The 22,945-nt window shown below is 55.8% G+C and carries 20 protein-coding genes; 9 read left to right on the top strand and 11 right to left on the bottom strand.

What is annotated here, in order from left to right:
* Positions 1 to 69: 69 nt before the first annotated feature.
* The 7 genes from ONV78_RS31120 to ONV78_RS31090 all read right to left on the bottom strand — a co-directional run bounded on the left by ONV78_RS31120 (position 70) and on the right by ONV78_RS31090 (position 10,198).
* Positions 70 to 642: a hypothetical protein gene (locus ONV78_RS31120; protein WP_279508493.1), complete on the bottom strand. Its 573-nt coding sequence runs from the start codon at positions 640 to 642 to the stop codon at positions 70 to 72.
* A gap of 660 nt (positions 643 to 1,302) precedes the next feature.
* Positions 1,303 to 2,034, bottom strand: coding sequence for an AHH domain-containing protein (locus ONV78_RS31115; protein ID WP_279508491.1), 732 nt, complete (start codon positions 2,032 to 2,034; stop codon positions 1,303 to 1,305).
* 1,405 nt (positions 2,035 to 3,439) lie between these two features.
* Positions 3,440 to 4,411: a glycosyltransferase family A protein gene (locus tag ONV78_RS31110; RefSeq protein WP_279508490.1), complete on the bottom strand. Its 972-nt coding sequence runs from the start codon at positions 4,409 to 4,411 to the stop codon at positions 3,440 to 3,442.
* Positions 4,412 to 4,528: 117 nt separating this feature from the next.
* Positions 4,529 to 5,899 (bottom strand): O-antigen ligase family protein, encoded by a 1,371-nt coding sequence (locus ONV78_RS31105; protein ID WP_279508489.1) that lies wholly within the window; start codon positions 5,897 to 5,899, stop codon positions 4,529 to 4,531.
* Complete coding sequence (locus ONV78_RS31100; protein WP_279508487.1) at positions 5,887 to 7,296, bottom strand: lipopolysaccharide biosynthesis protein; 1,410 nt, start codon at positions 7,294 to 7,296, stop codon at positions 5,887 to 5,889. The genes ONV78_RS31105 and ONV78_RS31100 overlap by 13 nt, the downstream gene beginning before the upstream one ends.
* 2 nt (positions 7,297 to 7,298) lie before the next feature.
* On the bottom strand, positions 7,299 to 8,513 hold the full coding sequence (locus ONV78_RS31095) for a glycosyltransferase (RefSeq protein ID WP_279508486.1): 1,215 nt from the start codon (positions 8,511 to 8,513) through the stop codon (positions 7,299 to 7,301).
* On the bottom strand, positions 8,510 to 10,198 hold the full coding sequence (locus ONV78_RS31090) for an asparagine synthase-related protein (protein WP_279508484.1): 1,689 nt from the start codon (positions 10,196 to 10,198) through the stop codon (positions 8,510 to 8,512). The genes ONV78_RS31095 and ONV78_RS31090 overlap by 4 nt, the downstream gene beginning before the upstream one ends.
* Before the next feature lie 286 nt (positions 10,199 to 10,484).
* Between ONV78_RS31090 and ONV78_RS31085 the strand changes: the two genes are divergently transcribed.
* The 7 genes from ONV78_RS31085 (at position 10,485) to ONV78_RS31055 (ending at position 17,540) form a co-directional block, all read left to right on the top strand.
* Positions 10,485 to 11,207 (top strand): acyltransferase, encoded by a 723-nt coding sequence (locus tag ONV78_RS31085; protein ID WP_279508483.1) that lies wholly within the window; start codon positions 10,485 to 10,487, stop codon positions 11,205 to 11,207.
* Between the two features lie 3 nt (positions 11,208 to 11,210).
* Positions 11,211 to 12,428, top strand: a complete 1,218-nt coding sequence (locus tag ONV78_RS31080; RefSeq protein ID WP_279508481.1) for a glycosyltransferase — start codon at positions 11,211 to 11,213, stop codon at positions 12,426 to 12,428.
* 91 nt (positions 12,429 to 12,519) lie between these two features.
* Positions 12,520 to 12,957: a hypothetical protein gene (locus ONV78_RS31075; protein WP_279508479.1), complete on the top strand. Its 438-nt coding sequence runs from the start codon at positions 12,520 to 12,522 to the stop codon at positions 12,955 to 12,957.
* 3 nt (positions 12,958 to 12,960) lie between these two features.
* A complete protein-coding gene (locus ONV78_RS31070; protein WP_279508478.1) occupies positions 12,961 to 14,460 on the top strand; it encodes a capsule biosynthesis protein in 1,500 nt (499 codons plus the stop codon).
* Positions 14,461 to 14,487: 27 nt separating this feature from the next.
* A complete protein-coding gene (locus ONV78_RS31065) occupies positions 14,488 to 15,585 on the top strand; it encodes a glycosyltransferase (protein ID WP_279508476.1) in 1,098 nt (365 codons plus the stop codon).
* 49 nt (positions 15,586 to 15,634) lie between these two features.
* On the top strand, positions 15,635 to 16,825 hold the full coding sequence (locus ONV78_RS31060) for a glycosyltransferase family 2 protein (protein WP_279508475.1): 1,191 nt from the start codon (positions 15,635 to 15,637) through the stop codon (positions 16,823 to 16,825).
* Positions 16,818 to 17,540, top strand: a complete 723-nt coding sequence (locus tag ONV78_RS31055; protein WP_279508473.1) for a sugar transferase — start codon at positions 16,818 to 16,820, stop codon at positions 17,538 to 17,540. The genes ONV78_RS31060 and ONV78_RS31055 overlap by 8 nt, the downstream gene beginning before the upstream one ends.
* 58 nt (positions 17,541 to 17,598) lie before the next feature.
* Here ONV78_RS31055 and ONV78_RS31050 read toward each other — a convergent pair whose 3' ends face one another.
* From ONV78_RS31050 to ONV78_RS31035, 4 genes are all read right to left on the bottom strand, one after another.
* Entirely contained in the window at positions 17,599 to 17,934 is a 336-nt protein-coding gene (locus tag ONV78_RS31050) for a hypothetical protein (RefSeq protein WP_279508472.1), read from the bottom strand.
* The gene (locus tag ONV78_RS31045; protein WP_127971152.1) at positions 17,931 to 18,146 is read right to left on the bottom strand and encodes a hypothetical protein; all 216 of its coding nucleotides are present in this window, start codon (positions 18,144 to 18,146) and stop codon (positions 17,931 to 17,933) included. Before ONV78_RS31045 ends, ONV78_RS31050 begins: the two co-directional genes overlap by 4 nt.
* Entirely contained in the window at positions 18,143 to 18,691 is a 549-nt protein-coding gene (locus ONV78_RS31040; protein WP_279508471.1) for a hypothetical protein, read from the bottom strand. The genes ONV78_RS31045 and ONV78_RS31040 overlap by 4 nt, the downstream gene beginning before the upstream one ends.
* 252 nt (positions 18,692 to 18,943) lie before the next feature.
* Positions 18,944 to 19,840 carry a LysR substrate-binding domain-containing protein gene (locus tag ONV78_RS31035; RefSeq protein ID WP_279508470.1) on the bottom strand — a complete coding sequence of 299 codons (897 nt, stop codon included), beginning with the start codon at positions 19,838 to 19,840 and terminating at the stop codon, positions 18,944 to 18,946.
* A 127-nt stretch (positions 19,841 to 19,967) separates the two neighbouring features.
* On the opposite strand from ONV78_RS31035, the gene ONV78_RS31030 reads away from it, so the two are divergent.
* On the top strand, positions 19,968 to 21,281 hold the full coding sequence (locus ONV78_RS31030; RefSeq protein WP_279508469.1) for a D-serine ammonia-lyase: 1,314 nt from the start codon (positions 19,968 to 19,970) through the stop codon (positions 21,279 to 21,281).
* Positions 21,282 to 21,518: 237 nt separating this feature from the next.
* Positions 21,519 to 22,205, top strand: a complete 687-nt coding sequence (locus tag ONV78_RS31025) for a hypothetical protein (RefSeq protein WP_279508468.1) — start codon at positions 21,519 to 21,521, stop codon at positions 22,203 to 22,205.
* Positions 22,206 to 22,945 lie beyond the last annotated feature (740 nt).

The following is a 22,945-nucleotide window of genomic DNA, read 5'->3' as shown; positions in this document are numbered from 1 at the left end:
GCATACTTCTGCATGCGCCTTTATGACGGAATAAACATGCGACCTGTTTTGAGATTAGCGCGCCGATGCTTAATCAAATGAACGGGATAAATCTTCCAGCAACTCCATGCCTTTTAAGCCATGTTGATCTATCAACGCCTTTAACGCTGGCTGACAGTAAAGACTGTAGCCGTTGTCATAATCGGTTTTGAATATCATGGCGTCTGTAGGAGGAAACGACAGATTCTCAATCGAAACAACTGCGCCAAAAGAGACAGAACGTTGACTTATTGACTCGTCCGCCGCCACCATTGTCAGGCAATTGAACAGGTAATAGGTCTCCCCTTCACAGTTGATCGGCAGCAACTCCCCATAAGGCGAAATAGCCTCCGCCAAGACTCGATCTGCTTTGGGTGATAGAACCATCGCCCCTGCGGTCCACATCCTTATATCGGGAATAGGTCCTCCTGTTCGCCCTTCAAAAGGTTTGAACGAGCCACTAAAGCTGTCATCCCATAGCGGTTGTAACGATAAATTGTGAGTAAAAAAGGACAAGTACCTTCTTTTTTCAGCCAATCCACTAACTTTGTTCAGGTACAAAAACCGATCAAAAATTAGCTCTTGAAACTCACTTCCATCGGTTCGCATTCTGTAGATAGTCATATGCTTCGCCTGATGACCTATTAGCCCGAATATTGAATGTCGCTACTCCAACCTGCGACATCAAATTTAAGGCAGATAAGGCGTCTTATTGATCAAACGATCTGGACAGCTCCTCACTGACCCGTATGCCGGACAGGTGACTCCTCTCGATAGCATCTTTCACGGCCTCCTGACAGTAGAGCCCCCATGTATTGTCATACGTGGTCTTAAAGATCGCGCTACTTGTAGGACTGAAATTCAACTTGTCGATAGAAACAACACGCCCTCCCTCCATCGTTCTTCTGCTACCTGCTTCATCCGCGTTCACCATTGTCATGCAATTAAAAATGTAAAACCGCTCTCCCTGGCAATTAACGGGCAGTAATTCCCCGCATGTCGAAATCAGCTCTGCGAGCGCCTTATACGCTTTCGGCGAGAGGACCATCGTTCCTGGGGCCCACATGCTGATATCAGGAATTGGACAATGTGACTCATCGTCATCAGACCTAAACTCACCAACCCAACTCCCTTCCCAAAAGGGTTCTAACGGTAGGTTGTGAAGGCTAAAGGCTAAGTACAGTCGCTGTTCCTGAATATTTTTCGCTTTGCTCAGAAACAGACGCCGATCGAAATGAAGCTGTTGATAGTCGTAACTATCTGGCTGCAGCAAATATATTGTCATTATGTATTACGCTTCCTATCTACTGGCTCGGTGACTTTTCTAGGTTGCCGCCCACTTTTCAGCAACATTCTTATTCGACGCAACTCAGTTCTGAATGTACGCTCATCAGCATGCATAAAAGTAGATTCAAATACCCACTCCTCATAGTTATGCGTGTGTATTTCGGCGTGGGCTGGAGAATCAGGCATCGCCCAATGTCCCTTGTCTGATTTGGTCATTGGCATCCACACGCCATTATCGGGATCATTAATTCTTATTCCCAAATAATGCATGTTAAGCCGGGCTTCTGCAGAATACTTCGTTTTGCCTTTACCAAGCACGATGTGATGGGGTGTATGCCGGGCACTAGGACGAGGCCTGCCGACCATGAGCATGAATCTGGCGAGTACTTTAGTAGGATGATGCCTTTCTTCAAGCATTATCGAGACTTTTTTCTCCGCATTTTCAATGGAGTCCGAAGCGTTCACTGTATAATCTCTGCGATACTTTTCAAGCTCAGTAAAGACCTGGATCAGGCATAGCGCCCTACGCCGTTCCCGGTCTAAATGCTTTAAATCCCTCTTTAGCTTTTCTTCTCTTAGTTTCTTCTGAGCAGGCGTTTCATTTTCAGGGCTATCTTCAGCGCCTTTGTGATAAGCCCGTGCTTTATTCTCAAAGTCGCTGATGGTTCGCTCTAGATGGGATAGTTCGTGGTAGCGCAAACCTACTTGTTTACCTTGGTCGTACTCCATGCATTCCTCATATTCCATTTCTTTATCTGGAAAGGCACAGAGGGTAATAAATCAAAGATATATTTTATATCAGCAGAAAGGTCGAAAAGCTGGCTTGCATCTATGTGCCGATAAGGAATGTTGCCCGCCATCGCGGCGTGGGCGCCGGCCCTTCGACAGGCTCAGGGCGAACGGTTTCTGGGTGGTTGTTATCAATCCAGTATTCAGGTTTTTCCCGTTCCCATGGGGGAAAGGACATGTAAGCAAACCACAAACGATACCCACTCACCCCGTTCGCCCTGAGCTTGTCGAAGGGCTTTCCAGAGCGTTCATCCCAGTCCAGCCCGCCCAAGTGGAAGTTAGTTCCCGTTGAGTTATTGATTTGCTCAAGATCACTGTGGGACTGCCGCCCTTCGACGGGCTCAGGGCGAACGGTTTATTGGTGGTTGTTATCAATTAAGTAGTCAGATAACTCACTTGCCCATGACGGAGAGGACGTGTGAACAAACCACAAGCGATACCCCCACTCCGTTCGCCCTGAGCTTGTCGAAGGGCCTTCCAGAGCATTCATATCAATCCAGTCCGCTCAAGTGGAAGTTATTCCCGTTGAGTTATTATTTGCTCAAGAACACTACGGGACTGAGGCCCTTCGACAGGCTCAGGGCGAACGGTTTATTGGTGGTTGTAATCAATCCAGTATTCAGATTTTTCCCGTTCCCATGGGGGAAAGGACATGTAATCAAACCACAAGCGATACCCACTCATCCCGTTCGCCCTGAGCCTGTCGAAGGGCCTCCCAGAGCGTTCATCCAAATCCACCCCATTCAAATGGAAATTATTTCCCGTTGAGTTATTGATTTGCTCAAGATCACTGCGGGACTGCTGCCCTTCGACAGGCTCAGGGCGAACGGTTTATTGATGGTTGTTATCAATTCAGTATTCAGATTTTTCCCGTTCCCATGAGGGAAAGGACATGTAAGCAAAACACATACGATACCCCCACCCCGTTCGCCCTGAGCTTGTCGAAGGGCCTCCCAGAGCGTTCATCCCAGTCCAGCCCGCTCAAGTGGAAGTTATTCCCGTTGAGTTATTGATTTGCTCAAGATCACTGCGGGACTGTGGCCCTTCGACGAGCTCAGGGCGAACGGTTTCTGGGTGGTTGTAATCAATCCAGTATTCAGATTTTTCCCGTTCCCATGAGGGAAAGGACATATAAGCAAACCACAAGCGATACCCTCATCCCGTTCGCCCTGAGCTCGTCGAAGGGCCTTCCAGAGCATTCATCTCAATCCAGCCCGTTCAAGTGGAAATTATTTCCCGTTGAGTTATTGATTTGCTCAAGATCACTACGGGACTGTGGCCCTTCGACGGGCTCAGGGCGAACGGTTTATTGTGGTTGTTGTCATTCCAGCATAGCCAACTCGTTTTACTGCAAACGTACTTCCCGGTGCGCCAGCAGGCTGTTGATGACGCCTTTGAGGTGGCGGCGGGTGGGTTGTTTCAGGAAGGCGGACATGCCGGAGGTGGTTGCTTTCCACCACTCTCCCCGGCTGCGGTGGTAATCGCGGTAGGCCGCCGCCAGTTGCGCCTGGGCCAGTCTGAGGGACTGAGGGTCCTGGGCTGTGGCGGTGTCCATGTGTCGCGATAAAATCGTTCTCACCGCCGCCAGGCGTTTGCCCATGCTGCGGGAGATGGCGCCGCGGCGAATGAGGTAGCGCATGTCCTGGGCCAGGGTGAATCCTACGTCGCCAACGGTGGATAGTTTCAGCCACAGATCCCAGTCGCTGGCGGACAGCAGGCTGACGTCGAAACCGCCCACTGCGAAGAAAGCGTCTCGCGATACCATCACGCTGGAGGTGCCGACGACATTTTCGACGTACAAAGTCGATGTGGCGCGCTCCAGTGTGCAATAAGCGTGATCGCGCTTATCCCCGGCTCTCAGTCCACTCAAGGCGACTTCCTGAAAGTGCGGCCAGAATTCGAAACAGCCGCATATCACCGCGCTGTTGTTTTCGTGGACATGTACATAGTCAGTAAAGCTCAACACCGCATCCGGGTTCTGTTGATGATACGCCACCTGACGTTCCAGTTTGCCTGGCTCCCACAGGTCATCGGCGTCCAGAAAGGCAACCAGTTCCCCTTTGGCGTAGCTCACGCCCAGGTTGCGCGCGCCGCCGGCGCCCAAGCCTTTGTCGTACAGCGCAGTGACTGCTCCGTCATATCCCAGGGTGAAATTACGCAACCACTCTCTGGAGCCGTCTGTTGAGCCGTCATCAACGATGATCAACTCCAGGTTTGGATAATCCTGCTCAAGTACGGAATTAACCGCATGGGGCAGATATTTCAGGCAGTTGAAAGAAGGAATGACGACGGAAATCAAAGGTAAAGGGGTGCTCATGTTGCTACCTCAATAGCGTTACGCTTCGCAGATTGCAAAAAAGCCAGACCAAACAACCTGTCTGGGTGTGTATAAGCGGGTATTTGCAGCATACGTACCAATACGCCATGACGCGGATCATCCTGGCGCATCGCATTGCGGCGTCCGCTCGGCGGCGCGCCCCGCCGCCACGGTCAACGCCAGCAGAATATACAGAGGCCAGATAAACCCTTGCGTCAGAAAGGTTCCGGATACGCAGAAGCCTGTCAGTCCGGATAACAATGAATTGGTCATCATGAGCTGAGTGCGGTCGGGCGTCGGTGAATAACTCAAGCGCCGCAGCAGGCTGAAAATCTTGCGAAACATCCCCACCAACAACACGATGAAAAAGCTGATGCCGACAAATCCCGTTTCCGCCAACACCTGAAACCAGGTTGAATGCACCGCATGATTTTTGCCGTCCCAGTGCGGGCTGTAGAAGTAATAATTGGAGTAGAAATTATCGATTCCGACGCCAGTGAAAGGATGCGCCAGCGCCATATTGAACGCAGCCTGCCACGCATATATTCGCCCCATGGCGGACTCATCAATGCCATCCTCCGCCGCGCCGCCGGAAGCGCGATCGGAAATGCCCGCGGCGGCGACCAGAACGGTCAACGCCATGCCGCCGAGCATCATCACCAGCATTTTGTTTTGCACCCGACGCCACACCAACACGCCGGTCACCGCCGTGATTCCCAACAGACCGCCCCGACTTTGAGTGCACAAGATCGCCCATACGATCACGCCATAAGCCAGCAGCCCCAGCAGAGTCGGCCAGCGGGTTTGCCCCCGGGTCAGCACCATGCTGGCGGCGAAACTGAGGGGAAACGTCAGCACTAAGGCCAGATCGTTGGGATCGCCGATCATGGACCCAATATCGCGTCCGATGGTGACCCGCGCCCCCTCAACCAGCCCAATGCCGTTCAGCTTGTTGGATATGGCGACCAATGCGATCGCCACGCCCGCGCCGATAAACGCCCAGGCGGCGACGGCAAAGTCCCGTGGCGTGCGCGTCAGCCAGGCGATGGCCAGCACCATGATGGCGATTTTGACGTAAGTGCCGGTAAATGCTCCCATGGCCGCGCCTCGATTGGTCGCCAGCATCACCCCGCAGGCGGTCAGTGCGAAGAAAAACGCGAACAGCGTCAGCTCACGGCTCCAGTACACCTCAATGGCCCTGGAAACAAATAAGCGCCAGCTCAGCACCGCCAGCGACGCCAGCGCCAGCAGTTGCGGAATGCGAAACGGCCCCAGGACGGGAAACGCTTCATGCAGGCGAAAAAAGGAGAACAGAATAAAGCCCAGGCAAACCAAAAACGGCGCTCTGAATACGCCTACCGCCGCCAGTATCCCCAGAGGCGCCAGCCCCGCCAGCAAGGGATGGGGAGAAAAGTAGAATCCCAATGACAACAGCGCCGCGCCGCCGGCGCCCAGCGTCAATTGGTAGCGCCGACTCAGGGCTTGCACAGCTCCGTCTCCATAGATGCAGTCACCAGACGCTGCTTACGCAATAAAGTCGCCCCGGCGCGCGCCAGCCCTACTCCACCGACACATAATGCCGCAGTAAACTGATCCATCTGAATCAACGCCGGGGTGAACACGGCGGCGCTCAATACGATGCTGAGATCGCGCCAGGGATAATCCAGTCGCAAGCGACGCTGACTGGCGCAGACAAACACCGCGAAGCGCAAGGCGTATATCAACACAGCGGCGTACACCACGCCGAAGACGCCGCTGTGCGCCGCCGCAAGGGCGTATGCTGGAACGGCGACAACGGCGACCATCACATTCAACCCCGTGGGCAGACGGGTGTTCGTTTCCACATAACAGCCGAGGTTCATCAAATGAGAGCACTGTTTCAGGCCCATGGCCAAAGCGAGCCAGGGTAACAACTGGGCCGCCATATCGTATTCAGGCGGCAGCAGCCAGCGCAGCGCCCAAGGCCCTACACAGCCCGCGCCAATGGCTACGGACAACGCCATCATCGCGCCCGCCGCCGCGTAATGCGCGTTCAGGGCGACGCCATCCGCGCGACCCAACACGGTGAAGCGACGGGGAAACCACCAGAGCGTGTAGGGCTCGATCGCCAGCGCCACCACCAGCGCGAACTGAGCCGCCACGCCGTATACCGCCAATTCTTCCGCACCGCCTAATCCCGCCAGCAGCCAACGTTCAGCGCCTTGCGTCAGGAAAATGCACAGACCGCCGCCGACCAGAGGCAAGCCGTATTTCAGCAAAGGCCTGGCCAGCGCCGCCGCAGAGGAAGGCGTCACATGACGACTCTGCACCGCCAAGGCCGCCAGAGCGAGCGCCGCGTTGGACACCAGCGCGCCCCACAGCACAGCATCCAGTCCCATCCCCCTGCGCAATAACACATACACCAACGCCGCATGCAGACAAGCCTTGCCCACACTGAAACAAAAGAACCCTTCCGCCCGGTCCTGCATACGCATCCAGGCCAGGGGCACAGAAATAAATCCGCTTAGCGCCAACGCCGCCAGACACAATGACAACTCCTGATCGCTGTAGCTGGCCGGCAACCATTGATTCAACCAGGACGTTGCCGGACGCAGCGCCGCAAACACCACCACGCCCGCCAGACAGCTCAGGAAATAGGCGCTGCCGATCACTTTGCGTCGCTGCTGCTCACTGGAGGCCATCCCCGCAAAGCGATACATGGCGTCCACCACCCCCAGGCCGATCACCAGACCGAGCAGATTCATCAGCGTTAGCAGGACATCAAGACGGCCGTATTCGTGGGGCGACAGGTAATGGGTGATCACCGGCAGCATTACGAAGCTGACGCCCTTCATCAGCACCAGCCCCAACCCGTAATACACTGCCTGTCTGAACAGCGAAGACATGATTACAACTCTTGAATCGCCAGTGACAACAGGCGCGCCTGGCGCACGGAGGAATATTCCGCCACCACTCGTCTACGCGCGTTCAGCACCATCTTCTGCAGCGCTCGGTCTGATGTATCCAGCAGATGCTGAATCGCACAAGCCAGACTCTGGCTGTCTCCCGGCGCCGCCAGAAAACCGCAATCGGGGCGCACGATCTCCGCCGCGCCCATAAATTGGGTGGTCACCACCGGCAGCCCGACCGCCATGGCTTCCTTCAAAACCAGCGGTCCAGTGTCCCGGTCGCCATTAGGCGCTTCACAAAACGGCGCCACTAAAGCGTGATAGCGGGTCATGGCGGCGCTGATCCATTCCGCCTCGCGGCCGCCCAGAAATGACACCTGCTCCTGCAGCCCCAGGCTGGCGACCTGCTCGCGCAGCACGGAAGACAGCGGCCCTTCGCCGACAATATCCAGACTGAGACGTTCCGCGGAAGGCATCGCCGCCAACGCTTCCAGTAAATGTTTGAGCCCCTTTTTCTCCGTCAGCCGCCCCACAAACAGAAGCCGACTTCTCGCCCCCAGGCCATGCTGATAAGGCAAACGATCCAGCTCCACGCCGCAGGGAATGTTAATAATCCCGGCTCCGCCACCGGCCAGGGAGCGAAACAGTCGCTCCATATCGCCACAAACCGCCACGCTGAAATCCGCGCAGGACAGCTTGAGGCGAAGGTCCGCCGGGCTGACGTATACATCAAAGCCATGGCCGACAAATGAGCAGGACACGCCTATCAACCGCGCTGCGGCGATCGCCACGGCGGCGGAGTGCAATGCGAAATGCGCATGCAGATGACGACATCCTCTGTGCTGCGCCAGCGCCGCGACCTGGGCGGCCTGCAACAATAGTGAACGCGCGCGGATGCCATCCTGTCCCAAAGCAAAGCGGGCGCTGGGACCCCAGCCGCGAAGGTTCTTCAACCAGGTGAACCAGCCCTGCTGACGACTGCAATCGCCAACGTACAGGGCGGCCACCGCCAATGCTTCGTCCCGGGGTTGTCCATCCTGCTGAGGATAAGATAGCGAGATGGGCGTCACCTGATGCCCCAGGCGCTGCATCGCCCGCATTTCCACCCCTACGAAGGTTTCCGTGAGCACGGGAAATTGCGGCAGCACATAACCCACCGACTTCAGCGGCGCAGCCGCCGGCAGGTCCTGCGTGGCTCGGCATATCGCGTTCATACCCCGCCCTCCGCCGACCGACGGCCTGAGTTCAAATAACCCAGCACCATGTTCAGACCGCGCACATGCAACGCTGAGGCATCCGTCAACAAGGCGTCGACGCCGCGTTTGAAATCCCCTTCGCTGAGACCTTCCTGCAACAATGACGCGCGCATGGGCTCCACGTTATCCAGGTCCAGCCAGGCGGCGTAATCGAACACGCCGCTGGACGCTTTACCCCAACAAGGCTGACGCCCCAGGCGGGCGGCCAGCCCCGGATAGCGTTCCCGCCAGCGCAGTCCCGAACGCAGGGGTCTGCCGGTTTTATCCCAGTCAACGCTGGCCAGCGATGGACTTAGTTTGGCGATGGCTTTGCGGTGAAACAGACTGCCCAGGCGCAGACGCACCGGCAGCGCGCCCAAGGTCTCAAGCACGTTGGGATGCAAAAAGGGATGGCAGCGCTCGTAATCGTTGTCCAGCAGTTGTTGCCCGGACACCACCATGCGCCCGACCCGCTCCGCCAGATAGACGTTGTCCATCAGATCCGCAGCGTCAGTTTCACAATCGTGATAGCGATCCAGCATCATCTGAAAGCGCGCTTCCAGACGTCCCCCCAGTTCGGGGAATGCGCGAATAACTGGGTTGGCGAGCTTGCCGAATTCTTCCCGAATATATCGTCGCGCATAGGGCAGCAGGCGCGATGCCAGCCTTTCCACCGCCATCAGCGAATAACCCGGCGCGCCGCGATCGTAGTAAAAGGCCCGGAACGTCTCCGCGCCCGTCCCCGTGATGACGGTAAAGCCCCGGGTCTGATCCAGCAGGGTTTCATCCGCCAGGGCGTGGCCGTGTTGCACCGGCACTTCACAGCCGCCCCGCAACGCAATGCGTTTCATGGACGTCCAGCGATCCGAGCCGCGCATATCGCCGGCGAAAAAAGGCAGCCCATGGGACTCTGCAATATTCCTGGCGATGCGCATGTCCGACGAGTCGGGACAGCCATAGCTGAACGCCACCGGTTTATGCCCCAGCTTCAACGCCGCCGCCAGAATCAAGCGCGAGTCGAGACCGCCGGACAGGGAAACCGCCACCCTTGGGCTCGACTGAAAACATTTGTCCACCGCGCCGACAAAAGCGTCGACCGCTTCGTTGAGCGTGGCGCAACGCACTTTCTGCAGCCGATAAGGGGGAAAGTCCCGCAGCTGTAGCTGGCCATCGCTGGAAAAATGGAAGCAACGGGACGCGCGCAATTGCGTGACGCCCCGCATGATCGACTGCTCGTCCATCACCTGCCCGAAAGCCAGCAGGTCCAGCATCGCCTGCGGGTTGATCTGCGCCTCGTCTCCCAGCAACTCCAACATGAGACCTCGATCCGAGGTCACTGTTAACTGGCTTGAACGGTGACAATAAAGAATCGGAAACAGACCCAGGCGGTCTGTGCAGCCGGCGACTTCATTGCGTTCCCGGTCGACATAAATCCAGGAGCGGCCCCAATAAGGCTTGAACAGACCGCGACGACAGTTACCTCTGATCTCCGCATCCTGATCGCAGTGCGCGGGGTCTCCCCACGTGAGCAGATGAAAACCGGGACCGGAAAAGTGCGTCAACGCGCTGTGAGCATTGCGTTTGAACATGACGGAGGCGTCATGCTCCAGGGAAAGGACGGGGCGCCCTTGCTGTAGGGGAATGCTGATGCTGCAAATAGTCATACTCGTTCCTCATGGTTTTGCTACGAGTCGTTTCAACATCTGCGCCAGTTAGTTAAATTCCCGCGAATATTCTTTCACAGCAGTGACTTAGAGATACTCCCATCTCATTTTGATTTGGCGGATATCCCGCTCCATTTGTAATTTGCAAATCAAAACGCCATGACGAAGGCATCGCACTAAGGCCAGTTTCACCCTTGTCACAGGCTAAGATTCTGATCCCTCGGGGATAATTCGCTTTGGCCCACAAACTGCGTAGGACCTCTCAAACCATCCGAGGAGGTCGACGATGAACACATTCTCCGGGGCGACATTAAGAGCCCGCATCAAACACAGCGACTCCATGGCGGCGAGCGCCCTGCGCGCCGTCTATTTCGGAATTCGTCGCTTTCAGATTCCTTGCATTCCCGTTCTGCACAAACCGCTGTATCTGGCTCATCGCAGCCTGAGCGGCATGCTGGAGAATCTGTCGCGCATTTTCTACTGGACGCCAATGTTTCAGTCGCGGCTGGAAACCCCCGCCCGCAACCTTTATCTATACTCCGGCATGCCGCTGGTCACCGGCGCGCTGAGCGTGCAAATGGGCGCAGACTGTCGGGTATCAGGGCTCTCCACCTTTTCGGGCAGAACGTCGTCTCCCAATACGCCCCGGCTGATCGTCGGCGACAACGTGGACATCGGCTGGCAAACCACCATCGCCGTGGGTTCCGAAGTCATTCTGGGAGACAACGTGCGCATCGCCGGACGCGCCTTTCTGGCGGGCTATCCCGGTCATCCTCTGGACGCGGCGGCGCGCGCCGCCGGCAAGCCTGAAACCGACGACCAGGTCGGCCCGATCATATTGGAGGACAACGTCTGGCTCGCCACCGGCGTCAGCGTGATGGCGGGGGTGCGCATCGGTCGCAACACCATTGTGGCCGCCGGCAGCGTGGTCACCCGCGACCTTCCCGCCAATGTGCTGGCGGGGGGCGTTCCAGCTCGAGTATTGAGGACCCTGACGGAGGAGGAATGAGCCATGATGAACGCCACGCAAAAGCCGCAACTGATCGTTTTCGGCGAAGACTGGGGCGCCCATCCCAGCAGCACCCAGAACCTTATCCGTCATCTTGGCGACGACTATGAGGTCATCTGGGTCAACTCCATTGGACTGCGCCGCCCGCGCCTGACGCGACATGATTTACTGCGTCTGTGTCGCAAGCTGATGTCCCGCTTCGGCGCCAGCGCTCAACGTACACATCAACAAGGCGCGCAAGACGCCGCTCCTTGTCGCCTGATCAATCCGTTAGTGATTCCTCTGTTCGGCTCGCGACTGGTTCGACAACTCAACGCAGCGCTGCTAAAACGCCAGCTGACGCCCTATATCCGCAAAGACAGCGCGCTGATTCTGTGGTCCTCCCTGCCGTCAATGGCGGACCTGGTAGGACGCCTCGGCGAACGTGGCGTGGTCTATTACTGTGGCGACGATTTCCGCAGTCTCGCGGGCGTGGATCACGGTCCCATCGCGGCGATGGAATCCGAACTGGCGGGTAAGGCGGACAAAATCTTTGTCGCCAGCGAAACCCTGGGGAGTCGCTTCGCCGCCGCCAAAACCGAGTGGCTGCCTCACGGCGTGGACTACCGCCTGTTCAGCTCGCCGCAGCCGCGACCAGGGGATCTGCCGGCGGAAGGCCCGGTGGCGGGGTTCTACGGCTCGGTGTCGGAGTGGTTCGATGTCGAGCTGATGAGCCATTGCGCACGCGCCCTGCCCCACTGGACCTTTCTGGTCATCGGCGCCGTACAGACTGACGTGGAGCCGCTGCGCCGCCTCGACAATGTCCGCCTGCTGGGACCACGCCCGCATCACGAGTTGCCCGCCTACGCGCAACACTGGCGCGCCTCCCTGCTGCCGTTTCGACGCAATGGCCAGATCATGGCCTGCAACCCGCTCAAGCTGCGGGAGTATATGGCGGCGGGCGCCAGTATCGTCTCCACCCGTTTCCCGGCGGTGGAGAGCTACGGTGATCTGCTGCGCATCGCCGATTCCGCCGCGGACTTCGTCGATGCGTTAAAGCAGATCGAGGCCTGCCCGTTCCACGCCAACGCCAACCAGCTCAGACAAGCCGCCGCGCAGGAGTCCTGGTCGCGGCGGGCGCAAACCGTCAAACAATGCCTGAAGCAATTTGCGCATAGCGCCGCACAACTCGACGCAAAATGCGAGCAGCCAAATAAGGCGGCTCATAGTTCATTGATTTAGCGTACAAAAATAGTTGGAACGCTTTTTGGTTATCTTCATCACAAGCCAGATATTCAGGCGCGCAAACTCACTCAAGCAGACGGACATCGACATGAACAAATGGGTTAAAACTTTACCGATCATCGCCGTTCTATTTCAGACCGGATGCGCCATGCAAAGCGAACGGATGGACATAGAACGCGTCAACCAAACCCTGTTCGCAATGACGCAAACGCCCGCGGAAGAAACCGCACCAGCCTTTCTGACCCTGACTATCGACGCCATAGACGCGCCCCTGCAAAGCCCAGGCTGGAAACAGTTGGAAGCACGCGCCATGGCTTTCGTCAGCCGTTGCGCCGCCTGTCTGGACAAGGGGTTGATGCTGCAAGTGGCGGCCACTGACGCCGCGCAACCTTTCCAGGCGCTCAATGAAAGCCTGCGTTGGGGCGGCAAGCTACGCGCTTTGTTAGCCATGCAAGGCCTGCCGGTGGATATCCGCTTCGACCCCAGTCTGCCCGCCTCCAGCGCGCGCCTGAGCGCCAAGGGGTAAGCAATGCGCGTCGGCGTCTTCCTGAATTTGCACTACATGGCCGCGGCGGCCTGGCGACGCCGCTACGCCATCGTAGCGCCTTTGCTGGCGGCGCCGTTTCTGGCTTTGCTGATCGGCGCCGTCACGCCGAAGAAGTATCAGAGCTACACCACGCTGCTGATCCAGGAAACGTCAAAACTGAATCCGTTCCTGGCGGATTTCTCCGTATCCACCCAGCTCAAGGAGCGCATGGCGGCCCTTCAAGCGCTGCTGCATTCACGCCATATGCTGGGCGAGGTCGCCATGGAAATGGGTCTGGGCGATAAAGACAGCGGCCGCATCGGCGACCCGGTGCTGAATCGGCTTTCCCACTCCCTGAAGGTAGAGCTGATCGGCTCCGATATCATCAAAATCAGCCTGACGGATTCCTCCCCTCATGATATGGCGCGCACGCTGGAGGTCACTTCCAAGCATTTTCTGAATGTGCTGCTCGCTCCAGAACGCTCTTCCATCGACGCTTCCGAAAACTTTCTGGAGGAGCAACTGTTGGCGCAGCAGCAGGCGCTGCTGGCGGCGGAAAACACACTGGCGACGTTTAAATCCCAGTACAGCGGCAACCTGCCCGGGCAGATGCACTTCGATATCGAGCAATTACGGGAGACGGAAAAGCAACTGCAGATCAAACAGGTCGAGCTGGCGGGCGCTGACGCCGCCATCGAAACCCTGAACACGCAGTTACTCAAGGCCAACCCACTGCTGGCGTCCATTGAGGCGGACATCATTCGCGCCAGCGCCGAACTGAATCAACTGCAGGCCCGCTACACCGACAAACACAGCCTGGTGGTGGCCGCCAGACACAGCCTGCAGCGGCTGCGTCAGGAGCGCGATACGCTGGTGACCCAGACCCGGCGCATGAGTCCGCAGAACATCGACGAACTCTGGCGTCTGGCGGCGGAATTCGCTGACGCAGGGGAAGACCGCAGCGCCACTGGCAGTCGGGTCAGCCCGTTACTGGTGTCGCAACTGGAATCCATTCAGCAGGCGCAGTCCCGCCAGCAGCAGCTAACGCAAGAGACCGCCAGCCTGCAACAGACCCTGACGCGACTGAAAACCAAGCTCGACAGCTTCGCCCAGGTAGAACAGCGACTGCGGGAGTTGGAGCGGGATATCGTCACCAAACAGCATATCTACGACGACCTGCTCAAGCGCTATGAAATGGCCAAAGTCACAGGCGCTCTGGGGCGCTTCGAAGAACACGACCGGGTCAAGATCATCGATCGCCCGTTCACGCCCCATGCCCCCATCAATCTGCCTCTGGTGGTCTATTTCATCAGCGGCGCCCTGGGCGGGTTGTTTCTCGGCGCAGCCATCGCCGTGATTCTGGAAATTATCGACACCAGCATTATCCGTCGCGATGTGGCGGAAAAAATTATCGGCGCGCCAGTCATCTCGCGCCTGCCGGACTTCAGGCAAGTCGCCATAGGATTTCAATCCGCCCGCGACCTGACGCCGGTTGAATCCTGATCGCAGTCCATTTAACGAGGTATACCTATGACATCGACATCTTCTCAGCGCAAAGTGGTCGTCCAGGTTGTACAGCATTTGTCGCCGGGCGGCATCGAAAGCATTTGTCTGGAATTGCAAAGTTTCGCCGGCGCCAACGCCGACGTGCATCTGGTCAGCCTGGAAGGTCGGGAGTCGCAAATGGTCTCCCTGTGGCCGCGACTGAGTCAGTATGCCGGCGTCATGCACTTCCTCGATAAACCCCCCGGTCTACAACCGCGTCTACTGCTGAAGCTGGCGGCGTTGTTCAAAACCCTCAAGGCGGATGTGGTGCATACCCATCATATCGGTCCGTTGCTTTACGGCGGCGCGGCGGCGCGTCTGGCGCGCATTCCCGTGTTGATCCATACCGAACACGACGCATGGCATCTGGGCCTGGACAACCATCAGAGTCTGGCCTCCAAATGCCTGAAATTCATTCGTCCGCAACTGGTGGCGGACGCCGAAATCGTCGCTGATCACATCAGGAGCCGCATCCCTCACGCGCAGCCACGGGTGATTCCCAACGGCATAGATACGCGTCGCTTCAAGCCCGGAGACAAGGCCGCCGCACGGCGCTCATTCGGGCTGCCGGATGATCAGGCGATCATCGGCTGCGCCGCGCGTATGCATGAAGTGAAGGGACATGACGTTCTGCTCGACGCCATGTTTCGCCTGCCGCCCAACGTGCATCTCGCTCTCGCCGGCAAAGGCCCGCAGGAAGCGCAACTGCAACGTCAGGTGCGGGATCTTAATCTCAGCGATCGGGTGCATTTTCTGGGCCTGGTTGATGATATGCCGCGCTTTTATCAGGCGCTGGATGTGTTCTGTCTGGCGTCGAAAGCGGAAGGAATGCCCTTGTCTCCCCTGGAAGCACAGGCCTGCGGCGCACGCGCCGTCATCACCGATGTGGGCGGCAGCCGCGAAGCGTTGTGTCCGACTACCGGCATTCTGGTGCCAGCGGATAACTCCGCGGCCCTGGCCAAGGCGCTGCGTTACAGCCTGCGCACCACGTTGAGCGCCGACCCCAGAGATTTCGTCATGCGACACCGGGATATCCGCGGCATGGTCGCCGCTTACGACCAGTTGCACAGCGTCGCCTGCTGATCGCGAACGACTGACACGGCAAGAATCGCCACCAAAGAGGTAAATCATCATGACCGACACACTACTTTGGAGCTGCACGCTGATCCTCGGGCTGATCATCGTCTACCATCACGTGGGCTACCCCGTACTGTTGCGCTACTGGGCCAACCGCAAGCGCCAGCAATCCCTGCATAATCATCAGGTTGAGGAGCATAGCGATTACCCTGAACTCAGCATCATCATTCCCACCTATAACGAAGCGGAAGTGATTGCGGAAAAGCTGCGTAATCTGGCGTTTCTCGACTACCCCACTCATCGCTTTGAAGTCTGCATTTACGACGATGGTTCGCAGGACGACACGCTGTCGATCATCCATCGCACCCTGCAGGAAGCAGATGTGAAAAAGTTGCGGGTGCAAGTCATCGCCAGCGAGATCAACCAGGGCAAGGTCGCCGTCATCAATCAGGCCATGCGGGAGACATCCACGGAGTTGGTGTTACTGTCCGACGCCTCTGCGCTGATCTCTATCGACGCCCTGAAAATCGTCGCCCGCCATATGCGCGACGCCAGCGTTGGCGTCGTGGCGGCCTCTTATCAGATACTCACTCCCGGCTCGGAAGGCGAGGAAACTTACTGGCGTTATCAGACCAACATCAAAGAGATGGAAAGCGTCGTCGGCTCCACCATCGGAGCTCATGGCGCCCTGTACTGTTTTCGTCGCAGTTTGTTTGAAGAGTTACCTGAGAACGCCATCAACGATGATTTCATCCTCCCCATGCGCATCGTCGCGCAAGGCCGTCGCTGCATCTATGACCGGGATATCGTCGCCGTAGAGCTGGAGCAGGCCAGCCTCACCGTGGATCATCAACGTCGCAAGCGCATCGCCGCCGGCAATGTGCAACAGGCGCTGATGCTTACGCCGCTGTTGAATCCGAAGCATGGCGCCACTGCGTTCAACTATATTTCCGGCAAGTTTTTACGGGTGTGCATGCCTCTGATTTTGGTCGTCTTTCTACTGTGCACGCTACTGCTTTCGCTGCACTCCTGGCTGGCGATGGTTCTGTTGCTGGGACAGATATTGGTTTACGGTCTCGCCAGTATTCGCGCCCTGACGCCCAGTGTTCTCTGGCCCAAACCGGTCAATCTGGTGCATTACTTGGTCAGCGGCCACTTCGCCAATGCCCTGGGGGCGTTACGTTATTTATCCGGACAGGAAAGCGGACGCTGGCAGCGCGTCAAACTGGAGGCCCATCATGACTGATGTTGTTGTTTTCACCAAAGCAGCCAAGAACGCCTCGGAGCCGACCATGATGCAAACGCGCACAGCCGCCAATGATTCACCGACGAACTATATTCCCGCCACCACCCTGGCGGCCAAGCGCTGTTTCGACATTGCCGTCAGCCTGCTGGGGCTTGCCCTCAGCGCGCCATTGTGGCCATTGCTGATTCTGGTTATTCGTCTTGATTCGAAGGGGCCCGCGTTGTTCCGGCAACTGCGCGTCGGCCGTGCAACGCCGACTTACACGGAGCTGTTCTACATGATCAAGTTCCGCACTATGCGCGTCGACGCGGAAAAAGAAACCGGCGCCGTCTGGGCCACCCGCAACGACCCGAGAGTCACACGAGTCGGCCGCTTCCTGCGCAAAACGCGTCTGGACGAACTGCCGCAGCTATTGAACGTATTGCGCGGCGAAATGTCCATCGTCGGCCCCCGCCCGGAGCGCCCCGGCATCAGCAACAACCTGGACCGGGTCATCCCCTACTACATCGAGCGCACGTACTTCGTGACGCCTGGAATCACTGGCATGGCCCAGGTCAGACAAGGCTACGACGCCTGTCTGGAAGACGTGAAAAACAAAATCGGCTACGACCACGCCTATTCACTCTGCCTGTCCAGCTTCAGCTCATGGCTGAAAACCGACATCGAAATAATCCTGCTAACTTTCTGGGTAATGATACGAGGCCGGGGGCAATAGCCCCTGGCGCAGGGGGATATGGAAGGGTTATGTGGAGGTGTTTGATATGATCGCCGCGCTAAGACTTACCTTCCCAAGGAGAAGGCAGCGCGCTCACTGCATCTTCCAAGCGCATATACGCCACAATTGTTTCACTTGGATCTTTATGGGCCCAACCCAACACAGGAGAGTAGCGACAACAGGCAATCGTGTTCCCTGCCTGGCTCTCAATTGCAACGAGATATTGCCCAAGCTCCTTCGGCGCATTTCCTTTGACCCACTCGGGACTCTGGGAGTGACGGGCCGACCTTACACGCAGCACAGCCTCCTTAATGGCCTCCAACTCATCAGCAGTGAATCCATCCAGATGGGTGGACTCCTGCTTATCTAGCGCCCGCTTCTCATGCGGGCTCACTTCTTTACCAGGCGAAGCTTTTTCTCCTCTGGTCGGTATTCTTCCAGTTCACTCGGGAAAAGCTCCGAATCGGGTGTAAAAACCAAATCTAAAGAGCCCAACTGAACCTGTGGTTCATCTTCCATGACCGCTCCGAAGCCATCTTTTATCTCCTCACGTAATTGACGCAGGAACTCCTCATAATCGGAGTCTCGCTTTTTATCTTCAGTCATCTCAACACCTTGAAGCAAAAGTTACCGCGGCTGTTATATTCGTAGCCCTTGGAACAATAGAAGTCAATTACATTGGCGTTTACTGGTTTCATAAGTCTGATTTCATGAGCATCAATATGCTTAGCATATATTCTGGCCGCAATCTCGATTAAGTTGAAAGTGCTTCCTTTTAGAGGATTATCGCCAGGGGCAGACTCAATAAAATCAAGTCTTAGACGACTGCCAGACCATGTAGGTTGTCCTAAAGAGAGTGCGCACAGCTTCATTTCACGCCACCAAATAGCTAACTCAAAGCGCTTGGGTTCCTGATACAAAAAGTGATAGTAACCATAGTCATCTCTTTCCCAGTCCCACTCCACTCGACGACCGAAAGTATTATGCCAGGAGCGCTGCTCTATAATGGCCTTTGGGGTAATGAGAGAGTATGAAACGACCGATTTAAGTTGAACAGGAAGAATAGCATTGGCGTCTTCGATAACTTCACGGCGAATTTTTGAATACTTTGTTTCCGTCGCAATATGTGTTCGGCTTCTGGAATATGACATGCTTAAAAATCCATATTAAGTGTAGAAGTCAGGGTTAGCATTCCCTGGGGACGTTGATACTACCTGGGTCGCCACAGCCAAAGTACCGGCTATTAACCCTACCCCTGGCGGCCTATTGTTGGTAATGGAATGTGTTGCCGAATGGTCAATGTTCAGGGCTTGTTGGATCTGGAGCGTACCTGTCGGATGGCGCTTCGCTTATCCAACCTACGGTTTTCCCTATGTCTATTCAGTTTGGCATGGGAGCGGCGTTTACGCTTTGCTCAGCAGCCAGTCTTTCAGCACGCTGGCGTTATGGCTGATCGCTTTGCCTTTGGGGGTGATCAGGTAATAGTTGCAACAGGAAGGCGTCGCGGGAAGCGGTGCGATGAGACGACCGCTGGCCAGCTCTTCTTTTACCAGGGAACCGCGCGCAAGCGCTACTCCAAGGCCTGCATCAGCAGCTGCGATGGCCATATCCGAACGGTTAAAGTAATGGCCCTGCTGGCTGGGCGCATCAGGCAGACCTGACTGATCCAGCCAGTAGCGCCATTCTGCGTCCCGGGGGGAATCTGGCCAGGGCATCGCATCATGTAACAACGAGACGCTATCCCAGATTTTGGGGTCCTGCCAGTTCGCGCCCTTCATATACTCAGGGCTGATGACCGGCAGCAGGATTTCCTCCACCAGCAGCGTCGCATCAAAGTTCTGATATTCGCCGTCGCTGTAATCGATGGCCAAATCAAAACTAGCGGCGCCCAGATTAAGCAGCGCCGCTTCCGCATAGGTTTCAATCTTGATATCGGGATGGCTGAGATTGAACTCTTTGAGCATTGGAATCAGCCATTTAAAAACAAACGACGGCGTAGAGGTAAGTCTGACGGAGGAATCATTAGGACTCGTCTGTAGACGATCAATAGTCAGTCTGATGGCGTCAATTGATTGCCGCGTCACGGTCAATAATTCGCTGCCTTTAGCCGTTAATTGGATACCGGACGGGCGACGCTCAAACAGCTTGATTCCCAGCTGTTCTTCCAGTTTGCGAATTTGCTGGCTCACAGCGCCGGTAGTGACATAGAGTTCCCGGGCGGCTTCAGAGAAGCTTAATAACCTGCCACAGGCTTCAAAATAAATCAGCGTGGAAAAGGTACGCGCACCCAGTCCTGACATCGTTAACCTTCCCGTTAGCGTTTAGCAATACTAAACAGCCGTTGAATTTCTATCGTTTGCTTTCCAAGTAACGAAAACCCAGAATTTCCAAACATACTAATACAAAGCCAGTCAGCATGGACAAACAATGAATCCTCTCAGTATCGCCCAAGACGAGCTTAAAGCCATCCAGAATAGCCAATCTATAGTATGGCTAAACAACAATTATCAAATTCCGGCTTCAGCTCCCTCCACCCCAGACGTCGATGAACTCTACGCGGCGGAAGCCCGCCTCAAACGATTTGCGCCGCTACTACAGAGACTGTTCCCCGAACTCGAACCCAGCCACGGACTGATTGAGTCTTCCCTGATAAAAGCCGATCGGCTTAACAGCAGGATTAATCTAGTGGGCGGTTCGCTGTACCTGAAAGCGGATCATGACTTGCCGGTGGCAGGCTCAGTCAAAGCCCGCGGCGGCATTCATGAAGTGCTTTGTTTTGCTGAATCCCTGGCGTTGAAGCATGGTGTGCTTAAGGGCGTAGACAGCGACTACTGTACGCTCGCATCCCAATCAGCTCGCGACCTGTTTTCACAGCACACCATCACCGTCGGCAGCACAGGCAACCTGGGTCTGAGCATTGGCGTCATAGGGTCTGCGCTGGGGTTCAAAACAGTAGTCCATATGTCGTCAGATGCTAAAGAATGGAAAATGGAGCGCCTTAGAAAACGTGGCGTGCGGGTCGTTGAGCATGACGCCGATTATGGCGCGGCGCTTGAGGCCGGACGCCTTGAGACGATTGCCGATCCGTACGGCTATTTTGTCGATGATGAAAGATCCCCCAACCTTTTTATGGGCTACGCTGTCGCAGCCAGGCGCCTTCAGGCGCAGCTGGAAACGCTGAACATTAAGGTGGATGCCGAGCATCCTCTGTTTGTGTATCTGCCTGCCGGCGTGGGTGGAGCCCCAGGCGGCATTACCTATGGCCTGAAACATATTTTCAATGACCATGTTCACTGCTTTTTTGCCGAGCCGGTACAGGCGCCCTGTATGCTACTTGGCATGGCTGGCGCACCGGGCGCGGTTCCGACCTCTATCTACGAACTCGGTTTAAAGAACCGCACAGATGCTGATGGCCTGGCTGTCGGCGGCGCATCACAGTGGGTGTGCGACGCCACGCGCAACCTCCTGTCAGGCGTGTATACGGCGACGGATGAACAGCTTTACCAGCAGCTATATCTGCTAAAAGAGCTGGAAAATATTGAAGTTGAGCCCTCTGCGGCCATCGGCTGCCTCGGCCCTGAAATGCTGATGACCGAGGCCGGACAGAAGTATTTAGACTCACATCACCTCACCCACCGCATGTCGAATAGCGTGCATATCCCCTGGCTGACGGGAGGCTCTTTTGTTCCTGATGAGGAGTATCAGCGTTATCTCGCAAAAGCGGTAAAAATTTCTACATGAAAACGGGTTAGAACAGAGTGGCGGCCTTCATCTGGGATCAGATTAAAGTCGCTCTCCTAAAAATAACGGACAAATTTACTGAGGGACATTTCAGATTTATTTAGTATGATGAAGATGGCAATAAATTCAGCGAGTTATGAAAGGCGTTCAGGAAGATTATGGGAGATCCTACTGGCGCTGATCTCAGAATAAATTCGATGAAAGACTTCATTAAATCGACAAAAGGAAGGAGTTCTTATGTCTGGAGAGTTAGAGGCGAAAAATCACGCGGATGCGGTACTTAACGCCTATAAATTAACTTATCTGCCTTTAAACAAGAAAGGGTTAACGATTGACGGCATCGGGCTTATGTTGCCTGATCCTGGCATGCCACTAGGGGTTATTCTAAAGAAGGACAGCAGCTTCATCGTCCTGCTTGGCGAACAGCATAGTACGGAGACGTTATCGCCGCTTTTACCCGGTGATCAGACGTTGATGATTGCAGGCGCCAAAGCCGTGGTCGCCGCCATCGGCAAATTAGGGAGCAAGCATACGACCATTGCGGCGGTCGAACTCCCCATCAAGAACGGAAGTATCGTTGGATCAGGCGCCGGACTGACCAAGATGGAGAAGCTCACCATTGCCGATCCCGCCGATAAAAACCTCGGATCAATCAATCACTCTCTGTTTTATTACAGGGCGACGCTTTTGAAAGACGTGTTGTTCGCCGAAGGAGAAAATACCGTCGAAGTCGTCGACCAGGGACTGGCAGCCAAATCAGACGAACGCAATCCGGGGATCGCCGCTCATTTGATCAACGCAGCCGCAAGCGTCAAAGGGCCCAGCGTAACCGTGCTGCCCGTCGGACTCTCGCACCTCGGCGGAAACAGCATACAGACACAACTGACCATGAAAGGATGGTCCATCACGACAAAGATTGTCTAAGCCGGAGACATAAATCCGTTCGTTGTTCATGGAGCCTCACTGTGACAATGAGGCTCGACTATCCAGGACATTAACGAACGAATTTCAACAACCTCTGCGAAAGCGTTTTTGCTTTAGCCATCAATTTGCTTGGCTCTACCAACGCCAATGCGATATCTACAATCTGGGCTTTTTCTCAGGAAAATCTGAAGCGTATGTGTTGGATGGCGCTTCGCTTATCCAACCTACGTTTCACTCTGCGCCCATATACAGACCAGAGAAAGCGCCAGGCGTTTTGACAGAACTCCTACGTCTCCTCCCCCACCCTCCGATCAGAAGTGGGTAGGTCGGAAAAGTGAAGCGCCTTCCGACATGCGGAGCTGAATGGCCACACTAGTTGTAACAGGCCCAGACATAACTTCTGTTGGCGAACGAGCTGAATGATTAATATAAGGCAGGGGATACGTTCCCATTAATTTCACATGCACAGCGCATTGCCGACTTGTGCAGGCAGGAATACTTTTCAACAACTTCTGCGAAACCGTTTTTGCTTTGGGCATCAACCTGCTTGGCTCTACCAACGCCAATGCGATATCTACAATCTGGGCTTTTTCTCAGGATAAATCTGAAGCGTATGTGTTGGATGGCGCTTCGCTTATCCAACCTACGTTTCACTCTGCGCCCATATGCAGACCGAAGAAAACGCCAGGCGTTTTGACAGAACTCCTACGCCTCCTCCCCCACCCTCCAATCAGAAGTGG

It is taken from the genome of Hahella sp. CR1 (assembly GCF_029813005.1).
In the GTDB taxonomy this organism is placed as follows: Bacteria; Pseudomonadota; Gammaproteobacteria; order Pseudomonadales; family Oleiphilaceae; genus Hahella.
This window is presented reverse-complemented; position numbering and strand designations above follow the sequence as displayed.